This is a genomic window from Labrys neptuniae (genome assembly GCF_040797145.1).
In the GTDB taxonomy this organism is placed as follows: domain Bacteria; phylum Pseudomonadota; class Alphaproteobacteria; order Rhizobiales; family Labraceae; genus Labrys; species Labrys neptuniae.
This window is the reverse complement of record NZ_JBFNQD010000004.1, coordinates 453,444-474,917: the sequence shown is the minus strand read 5'-3', so window position 1 is coordinate 474,917 and position 21,474 is coordinate 453,444. Positions and strand designations below refer to the sequence as shown.

Genomic DNA, 21,474 nt, shown 5'->3' with positions numbered 1-21,474 from the left:
CGCTCGGGACCCTCCTCAAGCGATCAGCATTGATCAGATAACTTAACAAGCACTTAATCTGCCAAAGTAGTGCTAGGATTGTGTCTGTTGAGCCATGGGCGTGCGTACTGCCATGGCGCCTATGGCCTTCTGTGACAGGAAGGACTGGCTGTACCGTCCTTGAAAGCGGCGCCTTGATGCTTGCCGTCGCGACGATGGCGAATGAACATGCACGCGCTGCAATGGATACGAGACCATCGGCGAGCTTTCGCTTGGTGCGGCACCGAGCGTTTCGGCGATCGCTGGCTTACCGCTCGGGGGCTGGAGCTGCCAGCCGCTTCCGGGGCCTTGACTTTGCCTGCGTTGTCTAGAACAAATAAGGAACATCTCTATGCGGGATTCCGGGTCATGGAAACCCTTGCCACCATTCTCCACGCCGACCTCGACGCCTTCTATGCCTCGGTCGAGCAACTCCTCGACCCCAATCTGCGCGGAAGGCCGATCGCCGTCGGCGGCGGGGTGGTGCTGGCGGCGAGTTACGAGGCCAAGGCTTTCGGGGTGCATGGCGGCATGTCGGGCCGCAAGGCGAGGGAGCTGTGTCCGCAACTCCTTTTCGTTGGTGGGCATTTCAACGACTATCAGCGTCTTGGCGATGCGGCGATCGCCATCCTGGGTGACTTCACGCCGCTGGTAGAGCGTATCTCGATCGATGAGGCTTTCGCCGATGTCGCCGGCTGCACCCATCTCTTCGGGACGCCGGCCGATATCGCGGCAACCATTCGAGAGCGTGTGCGGAACGAGTTGGGTCTACCGATCTCCATCGGCGTCGCGCGGACAAAGCACCTGGCCAAGATCGCTTCCCAGGTCGCAAAGCCGGACGGCCTCGTCGTCGTCGATCCGGCTCACGAGCTCGACTTTCTTCATGACCTCCCGGTCGGCCTGATGTGGGGTGTCGGGCCGGTGACCGAGGCCAGGCTCAAGGAGCGTGGCATTCTTACCATCGGCCAACTCGCCAATACGCCCGGCCACTCGATCGAGCGGCTTCTGGGGCGCGCGGCTGGTGAAAAGCTCCGGTCACTCGCCTGGAACCGGGATCCCCGCCGAATCCGCACGCAGCACAGAGCCCGATCCGCCGGCGCGCAATCCGCGCTGGGGCGGCAACCCGCCATCGAAGGCGTGTTCGTGCCGGCCGTGCTTCAGCTTGCCGATCGCGTCGCCTCGCGCCTTCGCGCCAAGGCCTTGGCCGGCTGGACCGTGACCGTGCGCGTCCGGTTTGCCGACATGCGTGCCGTCACGCGGTCGGCAACGCTGGAGGCGCCGGTCGCAGCGACGATTGTGCTGGCGGAGATTGCCACCAGGCTGGTGCGCATCGCGCTTGCCGATCACCCGCGAGAGACTGTCATCACGCTGGTTGCGGTTTGCGTTTCCCATTTGCACAAGGAGCGGGAGATCCAGCTCGATCTTCCGCTCGGCCTTCCCGACGAGAAGTGGCGGCCCGGCGCCTGTCAGGGAACTGCGCGCCAGTCGGCCGATCGCGCCATGGATCTCATCCGCCAACGCTTCGGGCGCGATGCGGTGGGCTATGCGACGGCGGCGCTGGATCGAAGGCGGTCCGTTCCGGACGCCTTCAGAGAGCTTGCGCAGAAAGATCTGGATGAATCATGAAAGCTGAGCGCCGTACCCGGTAGAGGCGGTTGCAGGACGTGCAGGCCTTTACGGAGAGCGTTCGCTCTCGCTTTGCACCGTATCCCCCTTGAATTCGACCTTCGCGCCCGGCTTGACCATGGTGGCGAGGTCCTCGGCGTCCCAGTTGGTCAGGCGGATGCAGCCATGCGAGAAGGTCGTGCCGATCTTACCGGGGTCGGGCGTGCCGTGGATGCCATAGCTTTCGATGGAAAGATCGATCCAGACCGATCCCACCGGATTGTTCGGCCCGGCGGCAATGGTGAAGGGACGCTTGGTCTTGATCCCTTTGAAGGCGAATTTCGGATCGTAGTAATAGGTGGGATTGTGCACCACGTGCCTGACCTCCGCCAAGCCGCTCGGGGCCGGCTTCTCCTCGCCGCCGATCGAGGCGGGGTAAACCGCAAGGACGTTGCTTGAAGGATCGAGTACACGTATCTGGCGGGAGGCCTTGTCGACCTCGATGCTGGCAGCAACAGGAGGTTGCGCGCTGCGGCCGACATAAGGCACCGTCAGGCTTGTACCTATTTTTTTGAAACGGGCACCGGGGTTGAGCATCGTCAGCAATTGTTGGCTGACGTGGAAACGCTCCGCCAATTGCTCCCGCAGGTTGCGATAGCCGAGCCGTTTGAGACGAGCCATCCTTTCCATGCGCGTGGGAATTCGCCGGGTGAAGCGGCTGCGCACGTCCTTGCGGGTCACCTCATAGGTCGTCAGCACGGGGGCGACGGAGGTCGCCGCGAGCTTGTCCCAGGTTTCCCTGGTGAGCTTGCCGTCGGATGCCAGGCCGTTCGTCGCCTGGAAGGCCGCGACGGCCTTGGTGAAGTTGTCCGAAAGGCGGCCGTCGATGAGACCGGGCGAAAAGCGGGCGCGATCGAGAAGGATCTGCGCCTTGATCAGCATCGGATCGACATCCTTCGGCTCGCCCTCGCTGAATTGCGCCCGATCGACTCCATCGAGGTCGAGCTTGGCGGCCTGCGTGGCACCGCAGACGAGTGCACATGTGAGGGCGAGAAGCAGCCTGAACATGGACCTCACTCCAGGACCGGGACGAAGTACCTGTTCCTAGGACGCGGTACGGCTGATCTGGTTCCCGCCTCGCGACCATCCCCAGCCTGCGCCTTGCGTGCCGCCCGCCATCGGGCGCACTCGCGATTGACCCGCCTTTGCTTCATGCGCCAGTGCAGTCAGGCTCCAGCCTGGTATCTTCACCCGCGAGCATGCCGTCAGGAGCCGAGCCGATGAGCGATGTATTCCTTCAAGGGGGCGATGGCATCCAGGGCATGGGCCAGGCTGCCATAGGGGGCATCGCGGGACGGTGCGGGCAAGGCATGAGGCGCCGTCGATACGGCGCCCGGTTCCGTCCCATGCCGGCAAGCCTGCAATTGCCCGACCGTGGCGAACCGGAAGCCTCGCATCTTGAGGGTGTGGATGATGTCCGGCACGGCCTCGATGGTGCTGGCATGGATATCATGCATCAGGATCACGGCTCCCGCCGGGGCTCCGGCGCCGATCAGCCTGGTCAGAGACGCTGTGTCGTCGAGCCAGTCGAAGGAATCGAAGTCCCAAAGTGCCATTCGGCGCCAGAGGCCGGCACCACGCAAGGCCGCCTTGATGCGAGCATCGATCTTGCCCCAGGGCGGGCGAAAGACATCCGGCCTCTGGCCGGTTTCTTCCATGACCGCCTCATCCGTCAGTTCCACTTCGGCGATGGCTTCGCCATCTGTCAGTTCGGTGAGTGCCCGATGGTCGAAAGTATGATTGCCAATCTCATGGCCTTCGAGAAATTCACGCCGTACCAGGCCGGGCGAATAAGCCAGCCTTTTGCCGACCACGAAGAAGGTGGCATGGACCTTTTCCCGGGCCAGAATATCGAGAAGGAGAGGGGTCAGCGTCATGTCCGGCCCGTCATCGAACGTCAACGCCACGCAGGGCGTGGGGCTTTGCCGTGCTTCATGCCTTTGTTGGCCGGCTGAAGCAGGGGCGGCCGGCAGCACCGATGACAGCGCCATGAGGAAGGTCACGATGCCCAGGCATATCCGGCCAGGAGTGTTGCCATGCCTTTGCTTCGAAACGGCCTTCCGGATACGCGACACTGCCTTGAACCTCACCGAGACCTCGAGGATCGATCAAAATGCTTTTCGAGGAAAAAAGCTACAACCATGACTCCGTCTGCCATGGAGACGCCGGGCCCGCATTCATTGAAGGGCGAGCACGATTTGGACGGTGAAGAACGAACAACAAAATGCAGCCATAATCGCGGTATCAGTGTTGTCAGCCTTCCCTGGGGCGATTTGGAAGAGGGAATGGAAGGCGCATCGAGTACGTTCGAACTCGAACTTGGCCGCCAACAGATGAGACCCTGATGCGTAATCTCGCCCTCATATCCACGGGAGCCGCGCTCGGCGTGCTCGGTACGGTTGCCCTGACGCAACCCCATTTTCTTCTCGTCGGTCGGGCTCAGGCCGCGTTGGCCGACAGCTACAAGCAGCTCAACCTGTTCGGCGAAGTGTTCGAGCGGGTGCGTTCGGACTATGTCGAACAACCCGATGACGGCAAGCTGGTGGAGGGGGCCATCAACGGCATGCTCGCCTCGCTCGATCCCCATTCGAGCTACATGGACGCCAAGAGCTTCCAGGACATGCAGGTGCAGACCAAGGGCGAGTTCGGCGGGCTCGGCATCGAGGTCACCATGGAGGACAACGTCCTCAAGATCGTATCGCCGATCGACGACTCGCCGGCTTCCAAGGCTGGCATATTGGCGGGCGACGTGATCACTGCGCTGGATGGCGAGGCGGTTCAGGGATTGAGCATGCAGCAGGCCGTCGACAAGATGCGCGGGCCGGTCAACACACCGATCACGTTGAGGATCCTGCGGGCGGGCAAGGGAGTGCCTTTCGATGTCAAGCTCGTGCGTGACATCGTCAAGGTTGCCTCGGTGAGGGATGAAGAGTTAGCCGGAGGTATCGGCTATATCCGCATCACTCAATTCACCGAGCAGACTTTCGACGGCCTGAAGAAGAGTATCGACAAGCTGAGCAAGAAGATCGGCCAGGACAAGCTCAAGGGCTATGTGATCGACCTGCGCAACAATCCGGGCGGCCTGCTCGACCAGGCCGTTTCGGTTTCCGGCGCTTTCCTGGGGCGCGGGGAGGTCGTTTCGACACGCGGACGAAACGTCGACGACGTGCAGCGTTTTGCTGCAGACGGGCCCGATCTCACGGGAGGTAAACCCATCGTCGTGCTGGTCAATGGCGGTTCGGCTTCGGCCTCGGAAATCGTGGCCGGCGCTTTGCAGGACCACAAGCGTGCCACCATCGTCGGCACGCGTTCCTTCGGCAAGGGCTCGGTGCAGACCATCATCCCGCTGCAGGGCGACGGCGCGCTGCGCCTGACCACGGCGCGCTATTACACCCCCTCCGGGCGCTCGATCCAGGCCAAGGGCATCGAGCCCGAAATCGTGGTGAAGGAGAACGTGCCGGACGATCTCAAGGGTGCCGACGAGACGAAGGGCGAATCCGGCCTCAAGGGCCATCTGGCGAATCCGGATGCCGACAAGGCCGAAGAAGGCGGCTCCTCGGCCTATGTGCCCGCCAACGAGAAGGACGACACCCAGCTCAACAAGGCGATCGGCATCCTGCAGGGGCGCCCATCCTAGGGTGATGCGCGTTCAAGGGCGAACCCCTATCTGCTCCGACTTTTTGCTTAGACACGTCTTTGCGATTTGAAGTAATTCATTCAAATCGCAGGACGTTCTTGGGCGATATCCGTGCGGCCGTGCGAAAACGGCATGATCTTGCACATATCGCCCTCACCGCCGGATGGCAGCCCCGAGGGCATTGTACCCAAGAGCGAGCGCCGTCGATCGCCGCATGATCCGCTTGACCGAATCCGGGAATAAAACGCGGGCGAGGCGAGTCCTGCTTGGAGATCACGTGCTCGCGGAAGGGGAATGACTTTGGCCATGATAGGGGCGAAGCCAACTCCTCGGAATTGAAGCCGTGTTTGATGAACCCGGTGCGCGGCCGGCGTTGATGCCTTAAGTCATGCGAGTGCTTTGCAAAGATCGAGTACGCCTATGTCAAGAACAAGTTTTGTTCTATATTTGCGCCGGGGCCGTCGTCTCGGCGTTTATTTTGTTGACCATTCGGTCAGTTTAAGGGGCGGCGTCATCCTATTCGGCGCGCTCCTCTGTGCGGGCTGTCACGCCTGAATCCGCTGGACTTGCTATGATCCATATCGGCGCGGTGTGTGCCCGCCAGATTTTAGGAGATACCGATGACGAGCAAATTTGAAGTTCGGCGGGGCCTGCTGTTTGGGGTCTTGGGAAGCGGGCTGGCCGTTGTGCTTGCCGGCTGCGCGTCAGGTTACCCCAACGAACCCATCTATGTGGATGAACCGGAGCCGCCGCGCCGGAGGATCAGGCCCGCCCGGCCTCACCATACGACGATGCCCCGCCGCAGGCGCGTGATCATGGAGCCGGATGCCGGCGACGATACACGCGACAGGATGCCTGCCGGCAGTAGCGGCGGGGGCGGCGGAAGTGGCGGTGGTGGCGGCGGCGGTGGTTCGGGCGGTGGCGGTGGCTGGTCCGATCGCCGGCTCAAGACCGATATCCGTGCCATCGGCCAGTCTCCCAGCGGCCTGACGATCTATCGCTTCCGCTATGTCTGGGGTGGTCCGGTCTATGTCGGCGTCATGGCCCAGGACCTTCTGGAGATCCATCCCGACGCGGTCATCCGGACCGACAGCGGCTACTTCATGGTCGACTATGACCGCATCGATGTGAAGATGATGATGTTGGCGGACTATCAAAGGTCGACGCAGCTGCTCGGGCGCGGCGCGTAATGCCGACGGCAGCATCGAACCTGGCGGCAAGCCAGGTTCGATGCCATGGAGAAAAGCCGCGCTCTGCCGGTATGGCGGCCCTGCTTCAGAACAGGTCGAGACGGGGGTTCCGCTTCTGCCAGGCCTTGCGGGCAGCCAGCACGATGGTGTCGTCGACATCCGATGTCGGGGTTACCGCATCGCTGCCCAATTCGGCATTGAGCTTGTCGATGACCTTCTTCTTCTCGGCCAGCGGCAAGGCGCTGAGGTTCTTTCCCTCATCCTTGTGTTCGCCATAAGCGTCGAGTGCGATGGCGAGGCTCGAATACCAGGCGGCCTTCTCCAGGTCGCGCTGCGCCGCCGGACCCTTGGAATAGATCCAGCCGAGATTGGATGCCGCGTAGAAGTCGCCACGTTCGGCACCGATCTCATACCAGCTTATGGCACTCGCCAGATCCTTCTTGACGCCATTGCCCTTGAAATACATGGCGCCGATATTGGTGGGCGCGCTGGGATGTCCGCCCTCGGAGGCTTGCTTGAACAACTCCATCGCCATGGTGGGCTTGCGCGCCACGCCTTTGCCGTCGAGATAGGCGATGCCCATGTTGCGCATGGCATAGATGTCGTGCCGCGCCAGCGCCGCTTCGTAGAACTTGATGCCGCGCTTCGGATCGGCCGGCAGGTTCTGGCCATAATAATACATGGCACCGACAGTGTTCATGGCATAGGTGTGCCCGAGTTCCACGGCCCGATTGAGCAGCTTGACGCCCTCGTCCACGGATTTGGGCACGCCGCGCCCGAGGGTGAGGTTGCGGCCATAAGCGAGCATGGCATAGGGATCGCCGCGTTCGGCGCCCATTTTGAACAGTCTGTTGGCCTCGACCAGGTCCTGTGAGCGGCCGAGGCCGCGCTCGGCCAAATAGCCGAGTTCGTAGTAGGCGCGCGTATAGCCCGCATCGGCGGCCGCGTTGAAGAGTTCGATGGCGCCCGCGACATCCTTGTCGGCCAGCTTGGCGCGGCCGAGTTCGTATTTATAGCGCGCGACAGTGGGGAATTTGGCGACGGCCTCGCTGCAGGCGGCGATGGCCGGCTTGGCGTCGATCTCGTTCGGCAACTTGCCGAGAGTGACGCCTTGCGGATCGAGCGGCTCGCCCGCCTTGTCGTCGCAAATCGGCACGAAGGACTCGATCTTGCCGGTGACAACCTGGCCTTCTCCCCCAGGCTGCTCGACCTTGAGCTGCACGCTCTGCACCTTGCCCTCCGAGCCGATCGAAGGTTCGAAAGTGATGGAGCGGACGGCGTTCTGGTCGACGACGTCGCCCTCGGCCAGCGGCGCTCCGTTGAGATACATCGTACCGAAGCTCGGAGCCGCGGCGATCTGGATCTGCGCGCCGGTGGCGGCGCGCACCAGCGGCAGGTCATCCAGCATGGCGACCTGGCCGACACCGATTGGAACGCGGCGCGGCTTGTTGAAGGTTTCGCCGAGCAATGCGGCAACCTGTATCGGGGCCTGCTGATCGGCGAAATTGTCCGATCCCTGCTTGGGCGCCGGGCCAATCTTCACGGTGGTATTCTTGGCAAGCTGGACGGGTGCCGCTGCGGCAATGCGAATGACCGGCTTGGCCAGGTAGACCGGCTGGGTCAAGGTGCCGACCGACCACGGGCGCTGGCGCTTGTTGGTTGCCTCCCACACGTCGTCGGTCACCTTGTCGAGCGCGCGCTGCACGTCGACGCCCAGCGTGAAGGAGTATTTCACCATGGAGGCCGTGAACGGCGATTTGTCGCCGGTGCCGTCCTCCGCGACAGCACCGGGCTGGGTCGAATAGGCAATGAGGCTGCTCGGCGGGCTGGTCTGGGGCGCGAGGCCGACGCCGGCGACCGCCATCTGCTTTTCGGGGCCGACCAGGAACGAGCGGGACTGGAATGGATTGTTCCGGCACGAATCCAGATAGATGAGCTGTGTCTTGGAGTTCTGCTGCATATAGGCGAAGATCGTCTTGACGTTGATCGTCTCCACCTCCAGATCGGCCGGATCCTTCAGCTTGGCATCGATGGGGATGATGCGGTTGTCGCCGCCCACCTGGATGCCGTGGCCGGAATAATAGAACACGCTGAGTTCGGCGCCCGGCAGCGAACGGATGAAGCGTTGCAGGGCCTTGTCGAACTCGTTGCGGTCGAGATCGAGCGCCGACACCACTTCGAAACCTTCGCGCTTCAAGGCGGCTGCGACGGCCTGCGCGTCCTTGTCCGGATTGTTGAGCTGGGGAACGACCGTGTAATGGCTGTTTCCGACCACGAAGGCCACGCGCCGCTCCGCTGCCTTGACGCTCGCCGGCAGGGCGAACATGACTGCGGCGAGGGCGGCGGCCGATAGCCCGGCTCGCCAGTCAAGGCAATGACGCATGTCCCGGTCCTGATGTGAGGTCAGCATCTTCACCGACGCCTCCTGTACTATATCTGATCCAATGATATCAGCTTTCGAAACAATTGCCTGCTACTCTCGAAATAGTGATATCGGCTTAGTCCGAAAGCTTAGAAGAGCAAATAAGAATATCTTACTTAGCTCCTCGGGTGTCTCATGATGCCAAGCTTCGAAAATGCTGACGCAACCTCGGCTTGGGCACTTGGTAATTTCCGATGTCAAATCTAAGATTTGACCGAGATTGCCAAAAGGGACCAGGGGCATTGATAGTGCCTCCCGGTATTATTCCACCCGATACGTCGTCCTGGTTGAATCAGGACTTGTCATCCTTCTTCTCATCTTTGCGCGAGATTTCGACGAGAAGGGCATTGAAGTCCTTGGCGACCAGGGCTCGCGCCTTCTCGATCAGCATGGGGATCGGGCTCGACGGCTCGATATTGTTGTAGAAGATTTCGATCTGGCGCATCAGGGCCGAGGCCTCGCCGCGCGTCCCGACAGAATAGGTGCGGGCCTCGGCCTCGGTCTCGTCGGGTTTGCCTTCCTCGACTGCCAGCGCCGAAAGCTGGGCGAAGTTCAAGGCAAAGGGCATGGTGCCACCGATCTGGATCTTCGCTTTCTCGACGAGGCCGGGTGCCAATATCTTCATGACTTCGACAAAGGACTTGCCGACGAGCAGATGTGCCTGCTTGAGGAGCAGTCTTGCCGGGCTCGACGGTTCCTTGCCGGCATAATAGGCCAGGATCGCCGCCAGCGCATTGGAAGCCTCCTTCACCGAGGCGACATCCGAAGGCGCGAGGGGAGCGGGCGCAGAGGATGCAGAGGCAGTCTGCGCCTGCTCCCGCGTGCTCTCGGCTTCAGCCGGCTGAGCCGGTGCAAGGCCCGGCTCCCGCGTGGTGACGATGCCGCCGACATAGGTGCGAATGGCGCGCACCAGATCCGGTAATTGCTCGAATTGCGGTGCCGCCTCGTGCCCGGCCTTGTCGATGAAAAGCTGGCGCAGGCTGTCAAGATTGGCGAGGATGGCCTCGAGATGAGCCGTCAGGTCCACCAATTGCTGCAGCGGCTCGAAACGCAGAAAGGCATCCCTGACGCCCGAGGCATCGATGGCTGTCTCTCCCTCGCGCGGAGGCAATTTCCCTTCCCCGACCAGGACCGAGCGCATGGACAACGCGCCCAGGCGCTTGTCAGTGATCAGGGTGGCGCTCTGCAGCGGCAAAACCACTGTCGGCAAGTCGTCGAGCGATTTGAGGAAGGCGGACCTCAGTTCGGCGCCGCCGGCCGCCTCGGTCGGATGGCAATGATCCCACTGCGCAAGGAGCAAGGCATTGGTCGCTGCGACGGCGTCGACGAAACCGGGCAGATCATCCGAGAGAATATGATACTTGGCCGCCAGGACGAGATAGCGCAGATCGCGCGATTTCTCCAGATGCACGCGCAGATCCGCAAGCGTCTGCTTGGACTCGAACGACTTCTTGTTGAAGCTGCGGTAGCTCGCCGGCAGTTGGCCTTCGGCGACGGTGAGAAAATTCTGGGCGTCGGAATCGGCATCGGGATCCGGCCCGCAGGGAGCGTCGGCTGAAATCTCTGTTTCGATGCCGGCATAGACTGCCATCTTGGCCTACCTGTTGGGATTGTGCCGAAGCAAAGTGCGATTTGTCCGAACCGCACTTCTACTCCCACTTTTTGGTCCGGAGCGCCTTTGCGATTTGACGTGGTTCCTTCAAATGACAAAACGCCTTTGGAAATGATGCTGTTCTGCGTCTCAACCCGCAACCCCCCATATAGGGGAGGCTGCGGAAATGCTGCGCCGATCGTTGCCGATGACCATGGCCGCCGGCGGTAGTATTTTTTGATCGATCGATCCTTTACTTTCGGCGTATGAGCGTCTTGTCTACCGCTCTGCCGCCTGACCCTCCTCCAGATTCAATCCCTGCCTGCGGACCAGCGGCAGCCAAAGGATGGTGGCGGTGCCTTCGCCCCGTTTGCTGAGCACCTCCAGCGTGGCACCGAGGGCCTCCGCGCGTTGAAGCATGTTCCTGCGGCCGCGGCCTGTGGCCGGAGCCTCCATATTGAAGCCGCTGCCATTATCGGCAATCTCGACGCGGAGGCCGGGCCGTCCCTGCAGCAGCGCCATCTTGCATTTGAAGGTAAGCTGGGTGGCCTTGCTGTGGCCCATGGTGTTGCTGACCGATTCCTGCAGGATCCGCAGCACATGCAGGGCGCTCGGCGCGTCGAGCCAGTCGAGTTCGGGCACGTCCTCGACCATCCATTTGACGCCGATGCCCGATTTTCGCAGTTCGGGCTCGTAGCGGTAGCGCAGGCTGGCGAGGAGGGTGGCGACATTGCCTTCCACCGGCTCGAGCGAATCGACCGCGACGCGAAGATCGGTCAGCGCGCCCTTGAGGGCCACGACTGCCGTCGTGCTCTCCTTGCCCTGGCGTTCGGCCGAAGCCAGTGCCGCCACGAGGCTCGAACCGATGCCGTCATGGATTTCCCGCATCAGGCGTTCCCGCTCCAGCTTCACCGCATGGGCGATTTCGAGGGCATGCCTCGCGCTTTCGCTCGCCAGCAGATTGGCCTTGGTGGTCTCGATACGTTGGCCGAGCGCCTGGTTGAGCCTTTCTCGCGCCTCGGCATTGGCCAGGATGTGCCGCAGGACGACGAAGCCACTGAAGCCGAGGAGGATCACACCGGCATAGGGTGCGAACGACACACCTTTGCCGGGCCAGATCGTTCCGGCATAAAGATCGATGCCAACCGCCGCGAGACCGAGCGCGTAGAGGATCACCAGCGCCAGTTTTTCAGGCGTAGCGATCTGCGTTTCCGCCTTCGTTGCAAAAAAAACCCAGCAGGAGCAGCGCTGCGCCGAGGCTCGCAAGACCGGCGATCCGCGTGGTTGCCAGGTCGTGAAACGGGATCGCCGCTGCGCCGAGGCCGAAACAGGCCAGCGCCATCGCGACCATGAGGCCGCGAGGAAGCCTCGCACCGACCAGGCTTGCTGCCAGGCCGAGCGTGGTGAAGAGCAGGGGGTAGAGCAAGGCGATCCGGCCGACCGAAAAGCCGAAGGGTCGGGTTTCGATCTGGGGCAGGCCCGCAAGGTTGAACGCGCACCAGGCGGCACCCGCGCAGCAGAGCCAGGCCAGGACGCCTTCCCGCCGGCGCAGCAGCCAGCTCATCAGGGCAATTGCCGCAATGACGGCCAAAGTGTCGGTGGCGAGCAGATGCCCCAACTGCCTCAAATCTTGCGCAACCGGGCTCATCGCACCGTCCTCAAACCATAACCGACGATACGCCCAAAGCGTTTGCTCCAGGGTCGGCCGGCTGAACCGCTCGTCAACTGCGCGAGAGGCGTCTCATTCAGGAAAGCGATCGACCCTCGAACAAGAATAGCAAGAATGTCGAAACCCGCCAGTCCCAGATGAGTGGACTATGACTGGGACCCCCTAAATGTGGGAGGCGACAAAGCGCCTATGGCATGGACGTTGAACTTGAACAGAGCTAGCCTTGATTGGCCGACGTGGTAAAGCGAGGGCAGGCTGTGGCACAAATATTCGGTCAAGACACACGAATGGGTTCTTTCACGAGCAGCCTTGGCAAGGACAAGCTCGTCGTCACCCGTTTTGAAGGATCGGAAGGCCTCAGCGAGCTTTTCGAATATCGCCTCGAAGTGGTCAGCGACGACAGCGAGGTCGATTTCGACAAGATCCTCGGCACCAAATGCCGTCTGGAGATCCAGTCCCATCACGAGGGTGTCAAGCGCAGCTTCAACGGCGTGCTGGTGGAGACGCAATGGATCGGCAGGGACCAGGATCTGCGCTATTACCGCCTGGTGCTCCGCCCCTGGCTGTGGCTGCTAACCAGGACCACCAATTGCAAGATCTACAGCCACGTGACCGTGCCCGAGATCATCAGCCAGGTCCTGAACAATCGCGGCTTCATCCAGTTCGAGCAACGTTTGTCGGAAAGCTATCCGCAGCTCGAATATTGCGTGCAGTATCGCGAAAGCGACTTTGCCTTCATCTCAAGGCTGATGGAAGAATACGGAATTTACTATTATTTCGAACACAGCGAGTCCGATCACAAGCTCGTCATGGCGGATGCGAGTGCGGCGCATCAGCCCAAGCTCGGCGGTGCGGCACTCGAATTTGCAGCTGTCGGCCTCGACAACATCATGACCAAGGACAGGCTGAACGAATGGGCTGAGGGCCGGCGCCTGCGCTCCGGCAAGGTCACGCTGGACGATTACGACTACCACAAGCCCAGCACCGACCTGATGGCGGAAAAGGCGGCCAGCGCTCGATACCAGCATGGCGACCTCGAACTCTACGACTACCCTGGCCGCTATACGGAAAAGGGCGATGGCACCACGCTGGCCAATGTGAGGCTCGAGGCCGAGCAGGCCATCGACAAGCGCGTGCTGGCCGGCGGCGATGCCGTCACCTGCTGCCCAGGCTTCACCATGACGCTCGATGGCAATCCCCCGGCCAGCAAGGGCACCAAATATCTGATCGTTCGGGCCCATCATCTCTTCCGCGCCCAGGCCTATCGCTCGACGGGCGCGTCCGGCGAGGAAGGCTATTCCGGCAGCTACGAGTTCCAGCCGCTCGACATTGCGTTTCGGGCGCCAGCCATGACGTCCAAGCCTGTCATTCACGGCCCGCAGACCGCCCTGGTGGTCAGCGACGTGGACGACCAGTGCCGCATCGAGGTGCAGTTCTTCTGGGACCGCGACAAGAGCCAGTCCCGCTATGTACGGATCGCCCAGAACTGGGCCGGAAACGGCTGGGGCGACGTCAAGATCCCGCGCATCGGCATGGAGGTCGTGGTCAATTACATCGAGGGTGACCCGGACCAGCCCTTGGTGACGGGCAGCGTCTACAATGCCGAGAATGTCGCCCCTTATGTCAAGGACAAGCTCAACGCCGTCTCGGGCACCAAATCGCAGACGCTCAACGGATCGGGCTATAACGAGCTGATCATGGACGATACGGCAGGTAACGAGCTGATCCGCTTCCACGCCCAGCACGACCTCGAAGGCAAGGTCGAAAACGACGAGCGGCGCGAGATCGGCCAGAATGTCGAGGTGAAGATCGGCAACAGCCGGGACGAGACCATCATGTCGACCTGGACGGTGAAGGCCAATCAGAAGATCGAGTTCACCGTGGGGAACAGCACCCTCACCATGACCCCGGTCGGCATCAAGCTCAAATCGACCATGATCACCCTGGAGGCCGATGCCTTGATGAATCTGAAGTCGAACGCAATCGGCCAGGTTTCGGCTGCAGCACCCTTAATGGTCCAGGGGGCGCTGGTTCTGATCAATTAGAGCAAAACGCGTTCGAGTTTGAACGCTTCTTTGCTCCAACTCCTTGTTTCCAAGCCAATCCAAAGAATTGGCTGAAGCGTCTGTAACTGCTCACCGGGGTTACGCGACCTTGGTGGTGGAGGGAGTAACTGCAAGTCTTTGCGCTTCTTATCGACTCCGGAAAAACGCGATAGGGCGTATCGCCGCCGTCCAACCGGCACGCGACGCCAGAGATCCGCAGGATCGCGATGGATTTTCAGGAATCGATTGCGACCCGGCGGAGCATTTTTGGTTGGACGAAAGCGCTGGAAATTGCAAAAATACGTTTAAACAATGAGTTAGCGCTGAGAATGGTGCCGTCTTGTTGGCTCACTCGTGTCATCCCGGCCACAACTTGTTCGCAAGGTGCGGCTGAGCACGCATCGCAGCACGAAGTGATGCGATACCGAGGCGTGACCGCAAGCCAAGAGTCTGTATTCGAACGGTCGCAGGAGACGAGATGAAGCATCTTCGGTTCTCGACGGCCAGGCAGGTGATCGACGCCTTCCCGAACCTCGATGGCGAGTTTTCCGGATATAATCTCGACCTTGAGCCTTTCGCGTTCATCGAGGCCTTGCTGGCGCAGGGCGGCGCGCGCAAGGCCATGATGTTCTGTGCCTTCGTGCTGCCGCGCCGCGAGGCCGTGCAATGGCTCAGCCTGGCGTTGCGCCGGCGCCAGCAACCGCCGAGCGCGGCGGAGGCCAACCTGCTCGGCCTGGTCGATGACTGGCTGAAGAAACCCATTGAGTTTACCCGCCGTGCGGCCCTCGATGCAGGCATGGACGATCCCGATAAGGGCGCTTTCGCCTGGGCCGCCCTGGCGGCGGGCTGGAGCGGGGGGAGTCTCTCGCCCAATCCCGAACATCCGGTCCCGCCGCCCCCGCATCTGACCGGCCACGCCGTGAATGTCGGCTTGACGTTGCTGGTCGCCGGCCTGCCCATGGCCAGGCAGGTCGGTGGCATGGAAGACCTGGTCGGCGATGCCGTGGCGCTGCTGCGCCGCGGCGGTTCCTGACCGTGGCAAGGCGCGATTTCCCGGAAACCTATTGGGCTCTAAGCCTCTGTTTTGGCGCGTTTTCTTGATCGAAGGGCCTATCAATTCTTCCACAAAACGCTCTATTTATCGTTTGCCTCATGACGTGACAGGACTTTGCAACCGCCATGCTGACACTCAGGATCGAGAACTTTGATCGCCTGCCCGATGGCGGGCCGTTGGAGTTTGCGATCGACAAGCGCGGTTTCGATTTTGGGCGCGACCAGCATCTCGACTGGACCTTGCCCGATCGCAACCGGGTGATCTCCGGCAAGCATTGCGAAGTGCGCTTCTACGACGGCGCCTATTGGCTGACCGATACCTCGACCAACGGTACCTTTCTCAACGGCTCCAGCAAGCGCCTGCAAAGCCCCTACCGTCTCGCTGATGGCGACAGGCTGGCTGTGGGCGACTATGTGCTGGCGGTATCGATCAAGCTGCCACAGGCACCGGTGCAGCCGGCTCCGCCACCTCCGAGTTCGAGCCCGGGCCCGTCCCTGGCAAGCGCGGATATCTGGGACAGCCCGCACGAGGCACCACCGCCCATCGATGCGAGCCAATTATTGCCGCCGCTGAGCGAGGCTGATCGTGGGCCGGATTTCCTGCACCAGGCCGCCTATGTGCCGCCGCCCCTCGAGGAGCCGGAGCCGATCCGCAAGCCCAGACCTTCCCTTCCGATGCCGGCCATTCCGACGCCGGCGCCGGCCGCCGCGTTGTGGGAAAGCGAGGATCCCGGCCCGGTCGAGCCCGCCAAGGCCGAACCGGCGGCAGAAGAGGTGGCGCCGGTTGTGGTCAAGCCCAGGGATGCCGTGGAGGCCCCGAAGCCAGTTGCTGAGCGGAACGTTCCGGCGCCATCTTCGGGCGATGTCGGTGCGGCCGAATTCATTCGCCGCTTTGCGGCCGGCGCGGGCATTCCCGAGAACATCTTCGGCGGCGTCGATGCCGGCGACCTGGCAGAGGATGCCGGACGGCTCCTCAATGTCGCCTGCCTGCATGTGATGGCCCTGCTGCGGGCACGGGCAGAGGCCAAGGCGCTGTCGCGTGCCGGCAACCGCACCATGATCAGCGCTGAGGACAACAACCCGCTGAAGTTCATGCCGACCCCGGAGGAGGCCCTGCGGGTCATGCTGGGTCCGCGGACCCGGGGTTACCTCGACGGCAGGGCCGCGCTCGAGAACGCCTTCGGCGATCTCAAGATGCATCAGGTCGCGTTCCTGGCCTCGATGCAGGCGGCGCTGACCGAGCTCTTCGACGAATTGTCCCCTGAGGCCATCAAGACCGCAGCAGATGCCAAGAAATCCCTGTTTTCCGGCAAGGGCAACTATTGGGAACTCTATGCCGAGCGCTGGGCGGCCAGGGTCGGCCGCCGCGAACATGGCATGCTCGGCGCCTTCCTGGAGCTCTATGCCGAGCAATACGACAAGCTGAGCGCCTCGAACCGCAACCGGCATTCGTGAGGCAGGCTCGCGCGATCTGGAGATTGGCCTTCCATCGTCGCGTTTCCCTGTGCGGCATCGGCATCACTGCAGCAGCGCCAGCACGGATGTCTTGAGCGCGGCGAAGGCGGGATCGCTGGCGAATTTCGCCAAAGGCTCGTTACTGACCGTCGTGGTGCCCGTATCCTGCGAGGGCGTCGAAGTGCCCGAGATCGCCGCACCCATCTTCTTGGCGGCCCAGGCGATCAGGAAGCTCAGCGTCTTGCCCTGCTCGAAGGGGTTGGCCCGCACATGGGCGGCGCCGAACACGTCGGAGATCAGGCTGTTCTGCGGGCCTCGGAGCGCCTTCACCGCTCCGCCCGATCCGAGGAAATGCGCCAGATAGAGATTGCCGGGCGTGACGGCATGGCCGGCCTGCCGGATCACCGCGGCATTGTCGCGGGTATGGGCTGTCGTCATCGCCCGCGCGAGGTCGCAATTGGTGCGCATCGCCAGCACTTCCTGGCGGCTGCGGCCGACCAGAAGATCGGGTCGATGCAGGCGGATGGTGGTCATCCAGGTCGATTCGATGAATTGGCCGAGCCCGACAGCGGTGGAGAGCGGATTGGCGGCATTGCACTTGTTGCCGCTTTCAATGGTGATGATACGGCCGACGAACTGGTCGACGGCACCGTTGGCGCCACCGGCGGTGCTGGTGGCCGTGGCGGCGCTAGCACTGGCGGTGGTGGCGCTCACCTGGCTGTCGGCGACCGGATCGACCGGCACGCCATTGTTGCGAACCTCGAAATGCAGGCGCGGTTCGCGGCTGGAGGCCGGCGTGCCGACATAGCCGATGGCCTCGCCGGCCTGGACGCCGCTGCCGACGGCAAGCCCGGTCGCCGCCCGCGCGAGATAGCCATACATCGAGGTCTTGCCGTCGTCATGGGAGAGCCGCACCACCGTGCCGAAATTGCTTTCCTCGCCGATGGCGGTGACCTTGCCCGGATAGGCGGCAACCACGGGCGAACCCACCGGGGCCGTCCAGTCGATGCCGTAATTCATGGACGCGGCCGAAGTGTCCGAGCCCTGCGGGCCGAACCTGGCGACGATCACGCCGTTGACGGGCGTGACCATGCCGCCGCCATCGGGCAGGCTGCCCTGGCCCGCCGACGACACGCATTCGAAGGGGGCGCCGGCCTGGGGCTGCATCACATAGCAATCGAGATTGCCGGTGGTGCGCCCGATGCTGACGAAGACGATGCGGCCAAGACCCTGCTTCGAATCGCGCGGGGCCGGCGAGTAGATCAGCGAAATCGTGTCGCCCGGCTGCACTTTCTGCTCCAGGTCCTGGGCCCGCGACAGCAGCATGATCGCCTCGCCGATCACCGGGGCCGGCAGCCGGTTGCGCAGCGCCGTGACATAGATTGCATCGAGCAGGCGCGGCTGGTTCTCCGGATCGATCTGCACCGGCGCCAGCGGCGCCGCGAAGGGATCACGCCGATACCAGGGATCTTCGGAACGCACATAGGTGCCGACATCGTTGAGGGCGATGGAGCCGACGAGCTCGGTCTTGGCATAGACCGACACCTGCACCGGCTGCATGTGGTTGGGATCGCCGTTCAAGGCGACCGCGCGCACCACATAGCGATCATCGGCCTCGAGCATCGGGCGGTTGTAGAAGGCATTGAAGGCATCGCCGGCCGCACCGGCCTGCTGGGTATCCAGGCCGAGATTGTTGAGCGCGTCGGCGAGGCGGATTCGAGCCTTGGCCTTTTGAGCAAAATCCGCGACGCGGTCGCCCGTGCTCGTGCTCGAAGCCGCGATCGAGGAGGAACCGGTGCTGGCATCGGCACCGCCTTCGCCGTCTGTCGTGCCACCGGCAGCGGGCGCCTCCTGGGCGATGGCGATATCCTCCTGCGAACCCAGCACCGCGACCTGCGATTGCGGCGTGGGCAGGTCCAGCACGTCCTTCAGGCGGAACACCTCGTTCTTGATGCCAAGGCTGCCCGCCGCCTTGCGCTGCGTATCGCTCGCCAGCTTGATCAACTGGCGCGGAGCGTCGGCGAGCTGCGGCACGATCACCGGGTCGCCGCTGAGATCGATGATGCGGGGCTTGATCGCCGCCCGGATCAGGGCTTCGTCTTCGGCTTCATTGTCCTCGCCCTGCACCGGAACCAGGCTGGCCTGAAGGTCGCTGTCCGTCACCGTGACCTGCTGGCGGGTCCGATCGGGAGCAAGCAGATAGATGGTGGTCACGGCCGAGCCAAGGCCGAGAAAAAGGAGGGCCGCGGCCATGGTGAGATAGACCAGCGCACCCGCGGGGCGGGCGCCCGATGGCCCAGGCCTGGCGGTATCCGCGCCCTTTGGCGCGCTCCCGGCAGGGCCGGCTTTGTCGGCCACTGGCTTGGCAGCCTTCTTCGCGCTCCGCGCGGGAGGCTTGGCCGGCACGATGATGGTGGCATTGGTGTCTTCCCCGGCCGGTCCTGTCTGCGGCTCAGTCGCGCCCGGCCGGGACAGGTCCGCGGGATCGGAGGATTTTTGCCCGGCTATGACTGTCTTGTCGTCCATGGCGGGGGCGTGCCAGGTCAGGGTTTGTCGTCAGGGCGGATGAAGACCGTCCACGAGCCGGTATCGCCGGTATCGACCTCCTTGAACTTGGCCTGGACGAAACCGCGCACCCAGCAGTCCCAGGGCTGGTCCCGCACCTTTTCGATCTTGAAGCGTTTGGTGTCGACGCACATGTCCCAGTTTCCCTCGAATGCGCTGTCGCCTGTCGCGGTCGTCGCGTAGATATAGACATATCTCAGCTTGAGATCGGCCAGATCGTCCTTGATCGGCGTGACACAAGTATTGCCCGGCAATGTCCACCAGCCTTCGGTGGCGAATTTCTTGTCGATTTCGGCGCCGATGGCGACATTGTATAGAGTGACCGACTGATTGCACACTCGAAAGGCTGCTTCGGCACGATCGACATGGCCCCAAACCAAGCCGAACGGCATCATAGCAAAGCCTAAGGCAAGGCGCGTTCTGGCCAAAATGCCCTTTTTCTCTGATTTCTTGTTTCGACGCGTCTTTGCGATGCTTGGTATGTCCAATACATCGCAAAACGCCACAGCCTTCGCATCCGCAGACATTGAGGGAACAGCTTCGAGAGCACTGAACGATTGTAGCACGCGAATACAAATTTCGTATCTGCCGCACCACTTTCTGTCTACCTCACAATGGGGGAGGCGAGAGCCGGGCGCTTGTTCTAAGCTACAGTGGTAGGGTCGATGTAAGCCGGTGGATCGCTTGACTTCCTCAGGTCATATGGCACAGTTCGCAAGAAGCCGAGAGAATTTGCTCGCGCAACGGCCGAACGTTTTTTGGCGAGGCCTTGCGACAGCATTGCCGAGCCTGACAATCACACAACCAAATCCTTCGGGCGGCTGATCGATGTCCTGGTATAGCAAAGTCGCTTGGTCGGAAGGTCTGTTCCTCCGGCCACATCATTTGCAGCAGGGCGATCGCTATCTCGAACATCTGCTCGAGGGCCGTACCAGCCAGATCACGCCCTATCCCTGGGGCTTCAACGAGATCGAGATCGATCGCGACCTGGCGCAGCAAAGCAAGTTCGGCCTGCGCCGCGCCGCGGGCATCCTGTCGGACGGCACGCCGTTTCGCTTCCCCGGCGATTGCCCGCCGCCGCCGCCCGCCATGGTGCCCGAAAATGCCGCCGGGCTGTTCGTCTGGCTGTGCATGCCCATGGCCCAGCCCAACAGCCGCGAGATCGACGAGCCGGAGAGCGAAAGCGGCAGCCGCTATGTGGTGCAATCGGAGACGCTGATCGATGCATCCTCCGCCCTGCAGATCGAGGAAGAGATCGACGTTGCGGTACCGCGCTTCAGCTACGAGATCCGCCGGACGCCGAAGCCGGGCTTCGTCTGCATGCTCTGTGCCCGGATTATCGAGGTCAACGACAAGACCATCGTCTTCGACGAGCGCTTTGCCCCGCCCGTGCTGGTGGTCGCCGCCCATGCTGCCGTTACCGGCTGGCTCGACCGTGTGATCGGCTGGGTGGAGACCAAGCTCGACGAACTGGCGCGCTTCGCCTCGGACCCGCGCTCCAGCGGCGGCATGCAGAGCGTCGACTATTTTGTGCTGCAGATGCTCAACCGCGAAATTCCGGCGCTTCGGCACATGCGCCGTTCGAAATACACCCATCCTGAGCGGCTCTATGTGGAGTTGCTGCGTCTGGCCGGGGAGCTGGCGACCTATTCCACGCGGGAACGGCGCGCCAACGACTATCCGGCCTATGACCATGACAATCCCGGCACCACCTTCGCCCCGGTGCTGGCCGACATTCAGCGCTTCCTTAGCGTCGACATCAGCCGCGCCATCCGGCTGGAGATCGTGGAGAAGGCCACCAACGCCTTCCTGGCGACCGTGACCGACCGCAATCTGTTCCGGGCCTCGACCTTCGTGCTCGAAGTGGCGGCGCAGCGTTCGCTCACCGAGTTGCAGACGCAGTTCCCGGCTCTGTTCAAGGTCGGCCCCAATACGCGGATGAACGAGATCGTGCACGCCCACCTTCCCGGCATCGGGCTCATTCATCTGCCGACGCCACCGGCGCAGATCCGCGCGATCACCAGCCACGTCTATTTCGCGCTCGACCGCATGTCGCCGCTCTGGCCCGAATTCAGCACCGCGAGCGGCATCGGCATGCATTTTTCCGGCGACTGGCCCGGGCTTGAGCTCAATCTGTGGGTCGTCAAGGAAGACGTGAAATAGG

General features: G+C 62.5%; 15 protein-coding genes. 7 read left to right on the top strand and 8 right to left on the bottom strand.

Translation table 11 applies throughout. From position 1 onward, the window contains the following. Positions 1-387 precede the first annotated feature (387 nt). Positions 388-1,644: a DNA polymerase IV gene (gene dinB / locus ABXS05_RS16010; RefSeq protein ID WP_367624594.1), complete on the top strand. Its 1,257-nt coding sequence runs from the start codon at positions 388-390 to the stop codon at positions 1,642-1,644. A gap of 48 nt (positions 1,645-1,692) precedes the next feature. Here dinB and ABXS05_RS16005 read toward each other — a convergent pair whose 3' ends face one another. Continuing rightward, positions 1,693-2,691: a L,D-transpeptidase family protein gene (locus tag ABXS05_RS16005; protein ID WP_367624593.1), complete on the bottom strand. Its 999-nt coding sequence runs from the start codon at positions 2,689-2,691 to the stop codon at positions 1,693-1,695. Between the two features lie 197 nt (positions 2,692-2,888). Then, positions 2,889-3,674 carry a polysaccharide deacetylase family protein gene (locus ABXS05_RS16000; RefSeq protein WP_367624608.1) on the bottom strand — a complete coding sequence of 262 codons (786 nt, stop codon included), beginning with the start codon at positions 3,672-3,674 and terminating at the stop codon, positions 2,889-2,891. Between the two features lie 353 nt (positions 3,675-4,027). Here ABXS05_RS16000 and ABXS05_RS15995 point away from each other — a divergent pair, with 353 nt between their 5' ends. Both ABXS05_RS15995 and ABXS05_RS15990 read left to right on the top strand, forming a co-directional pair. Further along, complete coding sequence (locus ABXS05_RS15995; RefSeq protein ID WP_367624592.1) at positions 4,028-5,320, top strand: S41 family peptidase; 1,293 nt, start codon at positions 4,028-4,030, stop codon at positions 5,318-5,320. Positions 5,321-6,111: 791 nt separating this feature from the next. Then, complete coding sequence (locus ABXS05_RS15990; RefSeq protein WP_311943594.1) at positions 6,112-6,510, top strand: tail fiber domain-containing protein; 399 nt, start codon at positions 6,112-6,114, stop codon at positions 6,508-6,510. An 85-nt stretch (positions 6,511-6,595) separates the two neighbouring features. Here ABXS05_RS15990 and ABXS05_RS15985 read toward each other — a convergent pair whose 3' ends face one another. The 4 genes from ABXS05_RS15985 to ABXS05_RS15970 form a co-directional block, all read right to left on the bottom strand. Beyond that, the gene (locus tag ABXS05_RS15985; RefSeq protein ID WP_367624591.1) at positions 6,596-8,920 is read right to left on the bottom strand and encodes a caspase family protein; all 2,325 of its coding nucleotides are present in this window, start codon (positions 8,918-8,920) and stop codon (positions 6,596-6,598) included. Positions 8,921-9,224: 304 nt separating this feature from the next. Then, the gene (locus ABXS05_RS15980) at positions 9,225-10,523 is read right to left on the bottom strand and encodes a type VI secretion system protein TssA (protein WP_367624590.1); all 1,299 of its coding nucleotides are present in this window, start codon (positions 10,521-10,523) and stop codon (positions 9,225-9,227) included. 279 nt (positions 10,524-10,802) lie between these two features. After that, positions 10,803-11,699 carry a sensor histidine kinase gene (locus ABXS05_RS15975; RefSeq protein WP_367624589.1) on the bottom strand — a complete coding sequence of 299 codons (897 nt, stop codon included), beginning with the start codon at positions 11,697-11,699 and terminating at the stop codon, positions 10,803-10,805. A gap of 13 nt (positions 11,700-11,712) precedes the next feature. Further along, on the bottom strand, positions 11,713-12,171 hold the full coding sequence (locus ABXS05_RS15970) for a hypothetical protein (RefSeq protein ID WP_367624588.1): 459 nt from the start codon (positions 12,169-12,171) through the stop codon (positions 11,713-11,715). Positions 12,172-12,479: 308 nt separating this feature from the next. Here ABXS05_RS15970 and ABXS05_RS15965 point away from each other — a divergent pair, with 308 nt between their 5' ends. The 3 genes from ABXS05_RS15965 to tagH all read left to right on the top strand — a co-directional run bounded on the left by ABXS05_RS15965 (position 12,480) and on the right by tagH (position 16,745). Beyond that, the gene (locus ABXS05_RS15965) at positions 12,480-14,237 is read left to right on the top strand and encodes a type VI secretion system Vgr family protein (protein ID WP_367624587.1); all 1,758 of its coding nucleotides are present in this window, start codon (positions 12,480-12,482) and stop codon (positions 14,235-14,237) included. A gap of 478 nt (positions 14,238-14,715) precedes the next feature. Beyond that, entirely contained in the window at positions 14,716-15,270 is a 555-nt protein-coding gene (locus ABXS05_RS15960) for a DUF6931 family protein (protein ID WP_311943583.1), read from the top strand. A 146-nt stretch (positions 15,271-15,416) separates the two neighbouring features. Then, a complete protein-coding gene (gene tagH / locus ABXS05_RS15955; protein ID WP_367624586.1) occupies positions 15,417-16,745 on the top strand; it encodes a type VI secretion system-associated FHA domain protein TagH in 1,329 nt (442 codons plus the stop codon). Between the two features lie 63 nt (positions 16,746-16,808). Here the strand turns inward: tagH and ABXS05_RS15950 are convergent, their stop codons facing one another. Further along, positions 16,809-19,271 carry a M23 family metallopeptidase gene (locus ABXS05_RS15950; RefSeq protein WP_367624585.1) on the bottom strand — a complete coding sequence of 821 codons (2,463 nt, stop codon included), beginning with the start codon at positions 19,269-19,271 and terminating at the stop codon, positions 16,809-16,811. Between the two features lie 17 nt (positions 19,272-19,288). Continuing rightward, positions 19,289-19,837 (bottom strand): DUF1036 domain-containing protein, encoded by a 549-nt coding sequence (locus ABXS05_RS15945; protein WP_367624584.1) that lies wholly within the window; start codon positions 19,835-19,837, stop codon positions 19,289-19,291. Positions 19,838-20,138: 301 nt separating this feature from the next. Between ABXS05_RS15945 and tssK the strand changes: the two genes are divergently transcribed. Further along, positions 20,139-21,473: a type VI secretion system baseplate subunit TssK gene (gene tssK / locus ABXS05_RS15940; protein ID WP_367624583.1), complete on the top strand. Its 1,335-nt coding sequence runs from the start codon at positions 20,139-20,141 to the stop codon at positions 21,471-21,473. Position 21,474: the final 1 nt, after the last annotated feature.

Excerpts from the sequence above, each read along its gene's own strand:
- ABXS05_RS15960 (WP_311943583.1), top strand. The coding sequence starts at position 14,716 with ATGAAGCATCTTCGGTTCTCGACGGCCAGGCAGGTGATCGACGCCTTC.
- ABXS05_RS15995 (WP_367624592.1), top strand. The coding sequence starts at position 4,028 with ATGCGTAATCTCGCCCTCATATCCACGGGAGCCGCGCTCGGCGTGCTC.
- ABXS05_RS15965 (WP_367624587.1), top strand. The coding sequence starts at position 12,480 with ATGGGTTCTTTCACGAGCAGCCTTGGCAAGGACAAGCTCGTCGTCACC.
- ABXS05_RS15945 (WP_367624584.1), bottom strand. The coding sequence starts at position 19,837 with ATGTCTGCGGATGCGAAGGCTGTGGCGTTTTGCGATGTATTGGACATA.
- tagH (WP_367624586.1), top strand. The coding sequence starts at position 15,417 with ATGCTGACACTCAGGATCGAGAACTTTGATCGCCTGCCCGATGGCGGG.
- ABXS05_RS15980 (WP_367624590.1), bottom strand. The coding sequence starts at position 10,523 with ATGGCAGTCTATGCCGGCATCGAAACAGAGATTTCAGCCGACGCTCCC.
- ABXS05_RS15990 (WP_311943594.1), top strand. The coding sequence starts at position 6,112 with ATGCCCCGCCGCAGGCGCGTGATCATGGAGCCGGATGCCGGCGACGAT.
- ABXS05_RS15985 (WP_367624591.1), bottom strand. The coding sequence starts at position 8,920 with ATGCTGACCTCACATCAGGACCGGGACATGCGTCATTGCCTTGACTGG.
- tssK (WP_367624583.1), top strand. The coding sequence starts at position 20,139 with ATGTCCTGGTATAGCAAAGTCGCTTGGTCGGAAGGTCTGTTCCTCCGG.
- dinB (WP_367624594.1), top strand. The coding sequence starts at position 388 with ATGGAAACCCTTGCCACCATTCTCCACGCCGACCTCGACGCCTTCTAT.
- ABXS05_RS15970 (WP_367624588.1), bottom strand. The coding sequence starts at position 12,171 with ATGAGCCCGGTTGCGCAAGATTTGAGGCAGTTGGGGCATCTGCTCGCC.
- ABXS05_RS16005 (WP_367624593.1), bottom strand. The coding sequence starts at position 2,691 with ATGTTCAGGCTGCTTCTCGCCCTCACATGTGCACTCGTCTGCGGTGCC.
- ABXS05_RS15950 (WP_367624585.1), bottom strand. The coding sequence starts at position 19,271 with ATGGACGACAAGACAGTCATAGCCGGGCAAAAATCCTCCGATCCCGCG.
- ABXS05_RS16000 (WP_367624608.1), bottom strand. The coding sequence starts at position 3,674 with ATGGCGCTGTCATCGGTGCTGCCGGCCGCCCCTGCTTCAGCCGGCCAA.